This window comes from Ramlibacter sp. (genome assembly GCF_050250995.1).
Classification (GTDB): Bacteria; Pseudomonadota; Gammaproteobacteria; order Burkholderiales; family Burkholderiaceae_C; genus Ramlibacter.
In genome coordinates this window covers 1-13,386 of the sequence record NZ_JBFWNP010000018.1, presented here as the reverse complement: position 1 = coordinate 13,386, position 13,386 = coordinate 1, and the positions used below count along the sequence as shown (strand labels likewise).

General features: G+C 68.8%; 9 protein-coding genes. 3 read left to right on the top strand and 6 right to left on the bottom strand.

Going from position 1 to position 13,386, the window contains the following annotated elements; translation table 11 throughout:
- The first annotated feature begins 18 nt into the window (after nucleotides 1-18).
- The gene (locus tag AB7E83_RS13615) at nucleotides 19-675 is read left to right on the top strand and encodes a glutaredoxin domain-containing protein (RefSeq protein ID WP_428570284.1); all 657 of its coding nucleotides are present in this window, start codon (nucleotides 19-21) and stop codon (nucleotides 673-675) included.
- On the opposite strand, the gene rpiA is transcribed toward AB7E83_RS13615, so the two are convergent.
- The gene (rpiA, locus tag AB7E83_RS13610; RefSeq protein ID WP_428570282.1) at nucleotides 676-1,347 is read right to left on the bottom strand and encodes a ribose-5-phosphate isomerase RpiA; all 672 of its coding nucleotides are present in this window, start codon (nucleotides 1,345-1,347) and stop codon (nucleotides 676-678) included.
- Between the two features lie 18 nt (nucleotides 1,348-1,365).
- On the opposite strand from rpiA, the gene AB7E83_RS13605 reads away from it, so the two are divergent.
- Entirely contained in the window at nucleotides 1,366-2,412 is a 1,047-nt protein-coding gene (locus AB7E83_RS13605) for a quinone-dependent dihydroorotate dehydrogenase (RefSeq protein ID WP_428570281.1), read from the top strand.
- 36 nt (nucleotides 2,413-2,448) lie between these two features.
- Here AB7E83_RS13605 and AB7E83_RS13600 read toward each other — a convergent pair whose 3' ends face one another.
- Nucleotides 2,449-4,611, bottom strand: a complete 2,163-nt coding sequence (locus AB7E83_RS13600; RefSeq protein WP_428570279.1) for a TonB-dependent receptor domain-containing protein — start codon at nucleotides 4,609-4,611, stop codon at nucleotides 2,449-2,451.
- Nucleotides 4,611-5,462 (bottom strand): N-formylglutamate amidohydrolase, encoded by an 852-nt coding sequence (locus AB7E83_RS13595; RefSeq protein ID WP_428570277.1) that lies wholly within the window; start codon nucleotides 5,460-5,462, stop codon nucleotides 4,611-4,613. The genes AB7E83_RS13600 and AB7E83_RS13595 overlap by 1 nt, the downstream gene beginning before the upstream one ends.
- 68 nt (nucleotides 5,463-5,530) lie before the next feature.
- Here AB7E83_RS13595 and AB7E83_RS13590 point away from each other — a divergent pair, with 68 nt between their 5' ends.
- A complete protein-coding gene (locus tag AB7E83_RS13590; protein ID WP_428570276.1) occupies nucleotides 5,531-6,022 on the top strand; it encodes a Crp/Fnr family transcriptional regulator in 492 nt (163 codons plus the stop codon).
- A 102-nt stretch (nucleotides 6,023-6,124) separates the two neighbouring features.
- Here the strand turns inward: AB7E83_RS13590 and AB7E83_RS13585 are convergent, their stop codons facing one another.
- The 3 genes from AB7E83_RS13585 to AB7E83_RS13575 form a co-directional block, all read right to left on the bottom strand.
- Nucleotides 6,125-6,484, bottom strand: coding sequence for a hypothetical protein (locus tag AB7E83_RS13585; RefSeq protein WP_428570274.1), 360 nt, complete (start codon nucleotides 6,482-6,484; stop codon nucleotides 6,125-6,127).
- Nucleotides 6,485-6,612: 128 nt separating this feature from the next.
- The gene (locus AB7E83_RS13580; protein WP_428570272.1) at nucleotides 6,613-7,275 is read right to left on the bottom strand and encodes an outer membrane protein; all 663 of its coding nucleotides are present in this window, start codon (nucleotides 7,273-7,275) and stop codon (nucleotides 6,613-6,615) included.
- Between the two features lie 49 nt (nucleotides 7,276-7,324).
- A complete protein-coding gene (locus AB7E83_RS13575) occupies nucleotides 7,325-13,339 on the bottom strand; it encodes a beta strand repeat-containing protein (RefSeq protein WP_428570270.1) in 6,015 nt (2,004 codons plus the stop codon).
- Between the last annotated feature and the right edge of the window lie 47 nt (nucleotides 13,340-13,386).

Genomic DNA, 13,386 nt, shown 5'->3' with positions numbered 1-13,386 from the left:
CAGCCGGAGAATCCCATCATGACATTCGCCCGTCCCGCAGCGGCCCTCGTGATCGGCATTGCCGCCGCGTGGAGCACCGTCGCGGATGCCCAGCAGGTCTTCCGTATCGTCGGTCCCGACGGCAAGGTGACTTTCTCGGACCGCCCGCCACCTTCGACTTCGAACGCGAAGTCGACGGCCGCGCCGGTCACCGCGCCCGTCACCGCAACAGGTGCCCAAGACGCCACCGCGGCGCTGCCGTTCGAGGTGCGCACCGTCGCGGCCCGCTATCCGGTCGTTCTGTACTCATCGGCCACCTGCCCCCCCTGCAGCACGGCCCGCGGCTTCCTGACCGGCCGCGGCATTCCGTACGCCGAGCGCACGATCGTCTCGGTCGAGGACCTGGAAGCGCTCAAGCGCATCTCGGGCGCGCCGACGCTGCCCTTCCTCACGATCGGGAGCCAGCAACTGCGGGGCTTTTCCGAAGTCGAGTGGACGCAGTTCCTGGACGCCGCGGGCTACCCGAAGACCTCGCGCCTGCCGGCCTCCTATCGCAACCCGCCGCCCGCGCCGCTCGTCGCCGTGCAGCAGCCCCCGGTGGCGCCCCCGCCATCCAGCGAGGTCGCCGCTCCGCCCGCGCCCGTGCAGGCGCCCGCCGGACCGGGCCCGGACAACCCGACGGGGATACGGTTCTAGCTAGAAGTCGAGAGTGACCACGCCGCGCGACGTGCCAAGCAGGCACACCGCGGCTTTCTGACGAGCGAACACGCCGACCGTGACGACGCCGGCCCACTGATTCACCTCGGCTTCGAAGCCCGCCGCATCGGCGATGCGAAGGCCCGTGACGTCGAGGATGTGCTGGCCGTTGTCGGTGACGAGCGGCGCGCCATCGCGCAGGCGGACCTTCGCCTCGCCGCCCTGCGCGGCGAACCTGCGCACGATCGCCTGCGTCGCCATCGGGATCACCTCCACCGGCAGCGGAAAGCCCCCCAGCACCTCGACGCGCTTGGACTCGTCGGCGATACAGACGAAGCGGCGCGACTGCGCGGCCACGATCTTCTCGCGCGTGAGCGCCGCGCCCCCGCCCTTGATCATGCAGCCGCGGGGGTCGATCTCGTCGGCGCCGTCGATGTAGACGGCGAGTTCGCCGACCTCGTTGCAGTCGAACACGCGGATGCCCAGCGCCTGCAGGCGCTCGGTGGACGCAGTGGAGCTCGACACCGCGCCGGGGATGGTGTCCTTCACCGAGGCGAGGGCCTCGATGAACTTGTTGACGGTGGAGCCCGTGCCCACGCCGACGATCTCGCCGGGCACCACGTACGCCAGCGCGGCCCGGCCGACGAGCGCCTTCAATTCGTCCTGTGTCATTTGCGACAATCCTAGCCGATGTCCCTGTTCCCCTACTCCCTCGCGCGGCCCTTCCTGTTCGGCCTCGACCCCGAGACCGCGCACGAACTCACGCTGGCCTCGCTCGCGCGGCTGCAGGGCACACCCCTGCAACTCGCGTATTGCAACGCGTTCGTCGAAGACCCTGTGACGCTCGCGGGCCTGCGGTTTCCCAACCGCGTCGGACTCGCGGCGGGCCTCGACAAGAACGCGCGCTGCATCGATGCGCTGGGCGGCATGGGCTTCGGCTTCGTCGAGGTCGGCACCGTCACGCCGAAGCCGCAACCGGGCAACCCCAAGCCGCGCATGTTCCGCCTGCCGCAGGCCGATGCGCTCATCAACCGCCTCGGCTTCAACAATGACGGGCTCGACGCCTTCGTCGCCAACGTGCAGCGCTCGTCGTTCCGCTCGCGCGGACGATTGCTCGGGCTCAACATCGGCAAGAACGCCTCCACGCCCATCGATCAGGCGGTGACCGACTACGGCATCGGCCTCGAAGCCGTGTACCCGCACGCCGACTACGTGACGGTGAACATCTCCAGCCCCAATACGCAGAACCTGCGCAGCCTGCAGAGCGACGAAGCGCTCGGAGGCCTGCTGGCCACGCTCGCCTCGCAGCGCGAGGCGCTGGCGCAGCGGCACGGGCGGCGCGTGCCCCTGTTTGTGAAGATCGCGCCGGACCTCGACGAACCGCAGGTCGACGCCATCGCGAATGCGCTGCACCGCTACCGCATGGACGGCGTGATCGCCACCAACACCACGATCGCGCGCGACGCCGTCAAAGGGCTGCCGCATGCCGAGGAAGCGGGCGGCCTGAGCGGCGCGCCCGTGCGGGAGGCGAGCAACCGCGTGATCGCGAAGCTGCGCGCGGCGCTCGGCAAGGGCTTTCCCATCATTGGCGTGGGGGGCGTGATGAGCGCGCAGGACGCCGTGGACAAGATCCAGGCCGGCGCCGACGTCGTGCAGATCTACACTGGCCTCATCTACCGCGGCCCGCAGCTGGTGGACCAGGCGGCGCGGGCACTCAAGCGGCTGGGCAGGCCCTGAGCGCGCCGGCTTTCGCGCGGGTGAAGACGGCTCCCTTCAAAGCGCCCGCGAAACGACAACCTTGACGCCGTATTGCCGGCCCGGCGCCGGCTCGAAAAACCGCGCATTGCCTTCGTTCACGATGATCGAGCCGGCGTAGCGACGGTTCGCAAGGTTGTCCGCGCGCAGGGCCGCCTCGATCTTCCACGTCGGTGTGTCCCACCGGTAGCCGGCGTGCGCCGCGAGCGTGACGTAAGACGGCGCGGCGTCGCTGTTCGCATCGTTCACGTAGACCTTGCCCGATGCGCGCAGCTCGACGCCCGCCCGCCAGCCTCGCGGCGGCAGCCAGTTCGCTTCGAGGGCGGTGAACGAGCGCGCGATGCCGGGCATGCGATTTCCGGCGGGGATGACCGCCGTGGGTGTCGTACACGGCGTCGCCGCGCACGTGCGGAAGGCCTCGCGGTAGCGCGCATCGAGCCAGGTCTGAGCGAACTGCAACTGCCAGTGCGACGCGAGGTTCACGCCCGCGCCGAGCTCGATGCCGCGCCGCCGCGTCTCGCCCGCGTTCTGGAAAGTGCTGCGTCCGCCGCTGTTGGTCTGCGTCACGAGCTCGTCTTTCGTGCGCGTCTCGAAGACGGCCGCGGACCACTCGACGCGCATCGGAGCGCCGCGCGGCGAGCGGCCCTTGAAGCCCGCTTCGAGGTTGCGGCTGCTTGAGGGTTCCAGGGAGAAATTGAGTCCGGGCCGGCCGTCGGGGCGGTAGGAAAGCTCATTGAACGTCGGCGTCTCGAATCCGCGGCCCGCCGAGGCGTAGGCATGCAGCAGGGGCGAGATTGCCCACATCGCGCCCACCACCGGGAGCGTGGCCGCGTACCGCGCGCTGCCGCTGTCGTCGCCGTTCGCCCCGGCAATGTACCGGTCGCTCGAACGAAAGCGAACGCTGCTGCGGCGCACGCCCACGTTCAGCGTCCACGCGGGCGCGGGCTTCCACGTGAGCTGCGCGTACGGATCGAGGTTGGCGACCTCGTTGTCCTCGTCGCGGCGCAGCGCCCCCTGCACGCCGAGCGTCGGGCCGATGAAGTTCTGCCATCCGCGCCGGGTTTCCCACAGGCGGTCGTGGGCCAGGCCGATGACCCACTCGAGCGAGGAACCCCGGGCATGCCCTGGATTCCCGCCTTCGCGGGAATGACGATCCGGGGCTTCCACGCGCGAGGTCCAGCGAAGATCGAATCCGGCATAGTGCCGCCCCAGATCGATGACTCCGCCGGCATGCAGCGGACTCGCCTGCGCCGTCGCCGGGATCGCCTGGTATTGCCAGGTCGTGCGGTCGCCGCCATAGACCATCGCGCGGAAGCGGTCCTGCGCCGACACGCGGTATTCGTGAACGAGACCGAGCTGGGCCTGGCGCACCGTCTTGCGCGTGTCGAAGGCAAGCGCCGCGGCATCCGCGCTGCGCGGCCGCACGTCGAACTGCGCGCGAGAGAGACCGAGCGGATCGTCCGCCCGCAGGTCCATTGCGTTCGCAACCAGCGTCCAGTCGCTGTCCACGCGCGGCTTCCAGTCGAAACGCGCATTGCCCACCGCCCGCGAAGCGCCGCTCTGCTCGCGCCAGCCGTCGGTGGAGAAACGGCTCGCACTCACGGTGTAGCCCAGGGCGCCGCTCGAGCCGCTCACGCGCACCGCGGGCCTGAGCAGCCCGTCGCTGCCCGCGACCACGCTGGTCGTCGCCTGCGGTGCGCCGGCGCCCTCTTCCGTGAACACCTGCACGACGCCGCCCGACGAGTTGCCGTACAGCGCCGAGAACGGGCCACGCAGGACTTCGACGCGGCCTGCCGACGACAGGTCGAAATGGGAGAGCTGACCCTGCCCGTCGGGCAGGGTCGCGGGAATGCCGTCGACGTACAGCCGCACGCCGCGCACGCCGAAGGTCGAGCGCGCGCCGAAGCCGCGGATGGACAGTTGCAGGTCCTGCGCGAGGTTCTGGCGGTCGCGCGCGGCGACGCCGGGCACGACCGCCAGCGATTCGGACAGCTGCACCTCCGCACGCCCGCCCGCGCGAAGGCGCTCGCCGTCGACAACGTCCACCGAAGCGGGTACGTCGAAAGGCGCGGCCTCGGAGCGCGTTGCGCTCACCGTCACCGGCGGCAGGGCGGACTGCGCGAACGCGCCGGTGGCAAGCCCGGCCACGAGCACGAAGGACAGCGCACCGCCGCGCACCATCAGGCGAGGCGCCGCGGGTCGGTGCGCAACAGCAATTCGACGAGCGAGCGCAGATCGCGCTTGAGCTTGTCCGCGCCCGCGTGGAGCGCGAACGAGTTCTCGTCCATGTACAGCTTGCGGTTCACCTCGACCTGGATGCTGTGCCGATCGCGTGCCGGGTCGCTGTGGCGCCGCACGAGCTCGACGCCCTTGTACGGGTCGTTGTAGGCGACGTCGTAGCCTAGCGCGCGCAGATGCTCGCCGATCAGGTGCGACAGGCGCGGGTCGGCTGTCGTCCCGTCGCGGTCGCCGATCACGAAATCGGGATGCGCCACGCCGGGATTGCCCGTCGCATGGGTGCCCGCGAACGAAGGCATCGAGTGGCAGTTGACGTGAATGCTGTAACCATGGCGCGCATGCGCCTCGTCGACGGCCTTCGCCACCGCGTCGTGATAGGGCGTCCAGCCGCTCGCGATGCGCCGCCGGATTTCGTCGGCCCCGAGCTTGCGGTCGTAGATGGGCACGCCGTCATCGGTGAGGCGCCAGACGAGGCCCTTGCCCAGGCGGACCTTCGCAAGCAGCGCGTCGTCGCTCGGCACCGGCCCGTCCCAGGGACCCTCGATCATGTCGACGTCGATTTCGCTCGTGTCGCGGTTGACGTCGAGCCAGCTGCGCGGAAACAGCGCCTCGACCCAGGCCACGCCGAGTCCGGCGGCGAAGTCGTACAGCTTCTCGACGTGCGTGTCCTCCGCGCGCCGCAGCTCGGCGAGGTCGCAGGCATGGCCGAAGTCGTCGGGATAGTCCACGCCGCTGTGCGGCGAGTCGAGCACGAGCGGCGTGCGTCCGGAACCCGTGCGAAGCAGTGTTTTCATACTCCGGCATTGTGTCGCAGCGCGTAGCTCGGCAGGTATGATCGGACCCACTTCGCAGGAGTTGTTCGATGAGTCTTGGATTCTTGAAGTCGAAGAAGGCCGATCTGTCGCGTTTGCAGGCAGCGGTCGAATCCAATCCGATGGACGACACGCTCGGCCGCGCCATCGACGCCGCCACCTGGGACGTCCTGGCCGAATATCTCACCCCGCTCCAGGCCGACCGCGGCCACATCCTCATCGCGCAGGGCGCCCTCGACCGCAGCATCTATTTCGTGGAGAGCGGGCAGCTGCGGGTTCACCGCGGCCATGAAAAAGGCCAGCTGCAGCTGGCCATCCTGGGTCCGGGCGCGATCGTCGGCGAGGGCTCGTTCTTCTCGACCATCGAGCGCAGCGCGACCGTTCAGGCCGTGAAGCCATGCGTGCTGTGGGAGTTGACGCCGAGCCGATTCGAAGACATCTCCAAGAAGCATCCGCAGGCGGCGCTGACCGTGGCGATGGCGCTGGGCGCGGTGCTGTCCACACGCATGCTCGACGTCGCCCGCAAAATCTCGATCACCTGAAGCGGCCCTCTTCGCAGGCACCCGCGGAACCGGCTCTGCCGGGCCGCTGGGTGCGCCCCCTCGAGGGGGAGAGCGCCGCAAGGCGCTTCGGGGGTGGGTCGATTACTCGGTGTCCGCCGAGACTTCGCGCGTGGAGCGGTTGTACTTCAGCGTGATCTTGTTCAGGTCGCAGAGGTCGAACTCTTCCCAGGTCACCTTGGAGCCGTCGTCGTCGAACACGACCATCAGGTCCTGCTTGCAGGCGGCCTTGTCGGAGAAGCGGAAGAGCTTGCTCTTGCCCTTCTCCAGGATGCCGTCGCCCATGCGATCGTTGCCCCAGTTGTTGCGCTTCGACGGCGAGATGTAGACCTCGCGGATGTCGTAGCCGGTGCGGTTGACCAGCGTGAAGTCGGCGTCGCCGGCGAATGCATGGCTCGAAATCATGGCGGCCGCGAGCATCGGCAGCATCAGGAACTTGTTCACTTCTCTAACCCTCTTCGTTGCGCAGGATCGCGCCGGGCCATGGTCGCGCCGAATGCAAGGGAATGCAACGACGCGCTGTCGCGCGCGTTGCGGAAAACCAGCGCTAATCCTTTGGCTGACCGGAGAGGTCAGAAACCGGCGCGATAGCCGATGCTGAAGATGTTGATGTTCTTCGACGAATACTCGACGCTCGGCGCGCCGCCGGAGCCCAGCCCCGGAACGTGCAGCAAGGTGTACTGCGCGAGGAGGTGCTGGTTGTTCTGGATCTCGTATTCCGCGCCCAGGCGCAGCTGGTAGACGAGGCCGTCGTCGCTCACGCCGCGAAAGCAGTTGCAGCCCGAGATGGTGGGCAGCGTCGGCAGCTTCACGCGGCCCCAGCCGATGCCCGCGCCGATGTAGGCCGTGGTGCGGTTCGCGACCTCGAACGTGCGGTAAGCGTTGACGGTCAGCGCGTCGTAGGAGCCCTTGCCCGAGGCCGCCTGCGAGAAGCCGCCGAGCGTCATGCGGTCGATGTCCATCCGACCGTGCTGGTACTCGACCTCGAAGCGCGCATTCTCGGTGCGGCGGCCGGCCATGAGGCCGAAGTGCAGGCCGCGGTCGAGGCGCAATTCGCCGGCCGTCGTGGGTCCGCCGAAGTTCACGTCCGCCGACCAGTCCTTGACGTCGTTCACGCCGCCGTGGATGCCGGCATACCAGTGCGGCACCGGCGCCGCGCGGCGCTGCTGCGCATGGGACGCGAGCGGTAGGGCAGCGCAGAGCGCCAGCGAGACGAGGAGAAGTTTGCTTTTCATCGGGAAGTCTGCCTTGTCGTTGTCGTGGCTCAAATCATTACACGAAAAATCATACGAACGCGGTGCCGAACACGGCATTGAGCTCGGCGGCCGTGGCCTGGGTGCCATGGGCGATGCCGGTGAGCGCCACGCGCGCGAGGTAGTCCTGTTCCGCCGCCTCGACGAAGCCGGCGTCCACGCTGCTGGCATACGTGCCCGCGAGCTGCCGCACCAGCGCCTGGATTTCGGCGTTGCCCTGGTTGGCGATCAGGTACGCCTCCGCGTCGAAGACGAAGGCCGTCGTGCGCGTCGTCTGGAACTGCGCGCCGAGCTTCGCGTAGCCCTGCGCCTCCAGACCCCACACCTCGGCTTCCGCCTCGGTCATGAGCTGCGTGATGCCGGCCGTGTTCAGGTACAGGTGGAACGTGTCGCCCACGCCCTGCCCCGGCAGTGCCGCCATGAAGCCGGCCGCATCCGGCATGAGCACGTAGCACGCATACGGGTCGGGCACGCCCTCGGCGCCGAAGAACCAGTCGGAGGTGAAGGGTTGGTTCTTCGCGAAGACGCGCTGGCCGCCGTCGCCGGCCGCGAGCGAGTCGAAGCGCACGCCCTCGAACAGGTTGCCGGTGCCGCGCGCGACCGAAGCCGCCTCGGTCGCGTTCGTCGTGTAGTAGCGATCGCCGCTCGCGAGGCGGATGCTCCACACCGGCGTGCCTTCGCGCAGCGTCAGCACGCCCGGATCCACGATGGTCCCGTTCGCGATGCCATCGTCGTCGCCCGGGCCGCCGTCGGTGAACGTGATCACCACGCGGTCGACCTTGCCGTCGCCGTTGGTGTCGAGCAGGGTCGCGCCGTCGTCGAGCGTGTCGAGATTCTGGTCGTCCAGGTAGTCGAACCAGCTCTCGGTCAACGCATTCCACTTCATGTAGCTGTCCGCGTTCACGCCCATCGGCAGCTCCAGCACGATGCGCGTCTGCAGGCCGGGGCGCGACGTGTCCATGTCGGCGAGCCCGTCGACCCCGGCCTGGGCGAACGTGGTGTCGCCTTGCCACGACGTCACGGAAAAATCGAACACGGGCGTGGCCGCGACGATGTTCTGGGGCAGCGGCGCGGGCAATGCCTTGAGCACGATGTCGAGAAGTTGCGCGCCTTCGTCGAGCAACACGGGGCCGCCGGGGTCGCGCGATGTCAACGTTCCCGAAAGGATCGCGCCGAACGACTCGGTCGAGGCGTCCTTGGCCTTGTTGAACTCCTCCAGTGTCGTGACCGGCAGCTGCGCCACGTTGTTCTGGTCCCAGTCGGGCTTGCCGTCCTTGTTGAAGTCGCCTCCGTTGGCCGCGTTCTCCGTGGAGGGCATGACGCCGTCGCGGTCGGTGATGACCGTCACGTTCACCGGCGCTCTTCCCTTCACGCTGCCGTCGGGCGCGATGATCTCCGCCATGAACACGTACACGCCGTCGTCGATCGCGACGGTCGGGATGTTCACCGTGCCTTTCTTCACGTCCTCGGGCGTCACCCCGGTCGTGCCGATCTGCTGACCCTGGTCGTTCACCAGGCGCGCCGTGTCGCCGGTCGCGATGACGCCGGCAGCCCTCACCTCGAACTTCGGATCGAGGATGCTGGTGACCTTGTCGTCGGGCAGCGCGCCGTCGTCGCTGACCGGGTCGAGGTCGGCGCTGATGGGCGGCGGCGGCGGAGGAGGCGGCGGCGGAGGCGGCGGCGGCGGCGGCGCCGGCGGCGGCGTGTCGTCGTCGGGGATGGCCGGCGTGATCAGCCCGCGGTCGTCGTACACCCGGCCGATGCCGTTGTCCACGATCGTCGAGGCTCCCCGCGCCGTGACCGTGGACGAGTACGTCGCCGTCAGCGTGAGCTTCTCCCGGCCTTCCAGCACCTTCGGATCGTCGTTCGTCGTCGGCACCGAGACGAAGAAGCTCGTGATGCCCGCCGGTATCGAGACGCTGCTGGCCGTCACCGGCAGCGCCGTCTTGATCCCGCCCGCGTAGTAGTACGCCGCGAAGTTGATGTCGTAGTCGTTGGCGTCGACCGTGTCGCCCGGCGCCCACAGCGAGATTCCCACGACCACCGCCGAGGTCGACGGCTGGTTCAGCGTCACCGTGTAGAGCGCGTTGCTGCCCTCGGATACGTCCGACTTGCCCGTGACGACCAGCCCGACGCTGTCGTCGTCCTGGTTGGTCACGGTGACCGTGCCGCTCTTGCTGTTGGCCCCGTCGTACGAGGCGTCGCCGCTCGTCGTGGCCGTGATGCCGTAGACGATGTTGCCGTCGATCAGCGTGTCGTCCAGTCCGCTCACCGTGATGGACTGCGCCTGGTCCCAGTTGTCCGGGGTGAAGGTCAGCGTGTCGCGCTCCAGGCTGCCTTCCGTGTCGTCCAGCCCCGTGAGCGTGACGATCACGTCGGCCACCGGCTTCGTGTTCAGCCGCAGCGTGAACGCGGCCGACTTGCCGTCCTCGCCCGTGGTGATGTCGCGCGTGTCGAAGGTCAGGCCGGCGGTGTCGTCGTCCTGGTTGGTGATCTGCACCGTCGCCGTCTTCGCGTTCGCCCCGTCGAAGCTGCCGTCCCCGCTGGTGGTGCCCGTGAGCGTGTAGACGATGTCGCCGTCCACCAGCGTGTCGTCCACGCCGCTGACCGTCACCGTTTGGTCGCTCGACCAGTTCGCCGCCGTGAAGGTCAGCCGCTCGGCCGACAGGCTGCCCTCGGTGGTGTCGAGCCCGCCGAGCGTGACGAAGACGTCTGCCGTGGGTTGCGCGTCCAGCCGCACCTTGAAGCTGGCCGTGCTGCCGCTCTCGCCCGTCACGAGGTTGCTGCCCGTGAAGCGCAGGCCCGCGCTGTCGTTGTCCTGGTTGACCACCGACACCGTGCCGCTTTGCGTGTTCGCCCCGGCGTACGCGCCGTCTCCGCTCGTGGTGGCCACCAGCGTGTAGCCGATGTCGCCGTCGACCAGCAGGTCGTCCACGCCCGTGACCGTGACGGTCTGCGTGACGTTCCAGTCGGCTGCCGTGAACGTGAGCGCGCTCGCCGAGAGTTCGCCCTCGGTGCCGTCCAGCCCCGTGAGGGTGACGACCACCGCATCCACCGGCTGCGTGTTCAGCCTCACCGTGAAGCTGTCGGCGGTGACGTTCTCGCTGGTGACGAGGCTCGTCTTGCCCAGCGCGATGCCGGCCGTTTCGTTGTCCGCGAGGGTCGCGGTGCCGCTCGCGCCGCCCGCGTTCTTCAGGCTGCCCGTCACGGCGCCCGTGGCCAGCTGGAACGTCTCGCTGCTCTCCACCTGCGAGTCGTCGATGGTGGCGATGCGCAGTTTCAGCGAGGTCTGGCCCGCCGCCAGCGTGACCGCCCCCGCCACGGTGGTCCACGTACCACCTCCGTCGGTGGAGGCTTCGAGCGCGCCGGACGCCGCGGTGTCGGTCCCGATGCTCGCCGTGCCGGACACGAGCGTGGGCGTGAAGCTCAGATTCGTGATCGAGGCGCGATCCAGGCTGACGGTGAACTCCGCAGTCGCGCCTTCCGCGATGGTGGTGTTCGAGACGCTGAGGGTCGGGCGGTCGTCGTCGCCCGCGCCGCCGCCAGGTCCCGGGTCGGGCTCGCCCTTGGGGTCGTAGCGCTTGCCCGTGCCGTCGTCCACGACGGTGGCCGTGCCGCTCGCGTTCGAGCCCGTGATGGCCGCTGCCAGCGTGAGCGTCTCGCCGCCTTCGTAGACGCTGTCCTGCGTGGTGGGTACCGCCACGTAGAACACCGTCTCGCCCGCCGGCAGGCTGATCGTGCCTCCCGTGATGGGCAGCGCCGTCTGCGTCGCCCCGACGTAGTAGTACGCCGTCATCGTCGCGCTATGGTCGCCCGCGCTCGTCGTGTCGCCCGCCGCACGCAGCGTGAGCGTGACGGTCGTCGCCGTGGCCGACGCGTTGCTCAGCGTGACGGTGTAGATCGAGTCGGTGCCTTCGGAGACGTCCGGCTTGCCCGTGACGGTGAGGCCCGCGCTGTCGTTGTCCGTGATGGTGGCCGTGCCTGTCGCGCCCGTCGGGTTCTTCACCGTGCCCGTGATGGCGCCCGTCGATAGCGTGAAGGTCTCGCTGGATTCGACGACCGCGTCTTCGGTGGTGGCCACGCGCAGCTTGATCGAGCTTTGCCCGGCCGCGATCGATACGGCGCCCGTGACCGTTGCCCACACCGTGCCGCCGTCGGTGGAGACTTGCAGGGCGGTCGCTGCCGATGTGTCGGTGCCGACGGTGGCGCTGCCGCTGGCAAGCGTGGGCGTGAAGCTGACCGCCGTGCTGGATGTCGTGTCGAGGCTGACGGTGAATTCGGCCTGCGCGCCTTCGGTCACGGTCGGGCTCGATACCGCGATGGTCGGGCGGTCGTCGTCGCCCGCGCCGCCTCCCGGTCCCGGGTCGGGGTCGCCCTTGGGGTCGTAGCGCTTGCCCGTGCCGTCGTCCACGATGGTGGCGGTGCCGCTCGCGTTCGAGCCCGTGATGGCCGCCGCCAGCGTGAGCGTTTCGCCGCCTTCGTAGACGCTGTCCTGCGTGGTGGGTACCGCCACGTAGAAGACGGTCTCGCCCGCCGGCAGGCTGATCGTGCCGCCCGTGATGGGCAGCGCCGTCTGCGTCGCCCCGACGTAGTAGTACGCCGTCATCGTCGCGCTATGGTCGCCCGCGCTCGTCGTGTCGCCCCCCGCGCGCAGCGTGAGCGTGACGGTCGTCGCCGTCGCCGACGCGTTGCTCAGCGTGACGGTGTAGATCGAGTCGGTGCCTTCGGAGACGTCCGGCTTGCCCGTGACCGTCAAGGTGCCAACTTCGTCATCCAGGTTCTTGACGTTGATCGTCGCGCTCTTCGCGTTCGCACCTGCGTACGTCGCATCGCCGCCCGTCGTGGCCGTCAGCGTGTACGTGATGTCGCCGTCGATCAGGCTGTCGTCGGCGCCCGTCACCGTGACCGTCTGCGCGGTGTTCCAGTTTGCCGTCGTGAACGTCAGCGTGCTCGCGCTCAGGGTGCCTTCGGTGGCATCAAGTCCTGTGAGCGTGACCGTGACGGTTCCGGCGGGGGCTTTGTCCAGAACGGCCGTGAAGGTCTTTGCCTGCCCCGTACCCGTCGCTTCCGTCGTCGTCAGCGTCGGCCCGCCGTTCAGCGTGATGCCCGAGACGTCATCGTCGACGTTGCAAACATTGATCGTCGCGCTCTTCGCGTTCGCGCCTGCGTACGTCGCGTCGCCACCCGTCGTGGCCGTCAGCGTGTACGTGATGTCGCCGTCGATCAGGCTGTCGTCGGCGCCCGTCACCGTGACCGTCTGCGCGGTGTTCCAGTTTGCCGTCGTGAACGTCAGCGTGCTCGTGTTCAGGCTGCCTTCTGTCGCGTCCAGGCCCGAAAGCGTGACGGTCACGCTGCCCGCTGGCGCTTTGTCCAGAACGGCCGTGAAGGTCTTTGCCTGCCCCGTACCCGTCGCTTCCGTCGTCGTCAGCGTCGGCCCGCCGTTCAGCGTGATGCCCGAGACGTCATCGTCGACGTTGCGAACATTGATCGTCGCGCTCTTCGCGTTCGCGCCTGCGTACGTCGCGTCGCCACCCGTCGTGGCCGTCAGCGTGTACGTGATGTCGCCGTCGATCAGGCTGTCGTCGACACCCGTCACCGTGACCGTCTGCGCCGTGTTCCAGTTCGCCGTCGTGAACGTCAGCGTGCTCGTGTTCAGGCTGCCTTCGGTCGCGTCCAGGCCCGAAAGTGTGACGGTCACGCTGCCCGCTGGCGCTTTGTCCAGAACGGCAGTGAACGTCTTCGTCTGCGCCGTGCCCGTCGCTTCCGTCGTCGTCAGCGTCGGCCCGCCCGTGAGCGTGATGCCCGAAACATCGTCGTCGACGTTCTTGACGTTGATCGTGGCGCTCTTCGCGTTCGTGCCCGCGTACGTCGCGTCACCACCCGTCGTGGCCGTCAGCGTGTACGTGATGTCGCCGTCGATCAGGCTGTCATCGGCGCCCGTCACCGTGACGGTCTGCGCGGTGTTCCAGTTCGCCGTCGTGAACGTCAGCGTGCTCGCGCTCAGGCTGCCTTCGGTCGCGTCCAGGCCCGAAAGCGTGACGGTCACGCTGCCGGCGGGCGCCTTGTCCAGGACCGCGGTGAAGGTCTTTGCCT

What these genes read in the sequence shown, in the direction of transcription:
- AB7E83_RS13615 (WP_428570284.1), top strand. Translation starts at nt 19, where the DNA reads ATGACATTCGCCCGTCCCGCAGCGGCCCTCGTGATCGGCATTGCCGCC.
- rpiA (WP_428570282.1), bottom strand. Translation starts at nt 1,347, where the DNA reads ATGACACAGGACGAATTGAAGGCGCTCGTCGGCCGGGCCGCGCTGGCG.
- AB7E83_RS13605 (WP_428570281.1), top strand. Translation starts at nt 1,366, where the DNA reads ATGTCCCTGTTCCCCTACTCCCTCGCGCGGCCCTTCCTGTTCGGCCTC.
- AB7E83_RS13600 (WP_428570279.1), bottom strand. Translation starts at nt 4,611, where the DNA reads ATGGTGCGCGGCGGTGCGCTGTCCTTCGTGCTCGTGGCCGGGCTTGCC.
- AB7E83_RS13595 (WP_428570277.1), bottom strand. Translation starts at nt 5,462, where the DNA reads ATGAAAACACTGCTTCGCACGGGTTCCGGACGCACGCCGCTCGTGCTC.
- AB7E83_RS13590 (WP_428570276.1), top strand. Translation starts at nt 5,531, where the DNA reads ATGAGTCTTGGATTCTTGAAGTCGAAGAAGGCCGATCTGTCGCGTTTG.
- AB7E83_RS13580 (WP_428570272.1), bottom strand. Translation starts at nt 7,275, where the DNA reads ATGAAAAGCAAACTTCTCCTCGTCTCGCTGGCGCTCTGCGCTGCCCTA.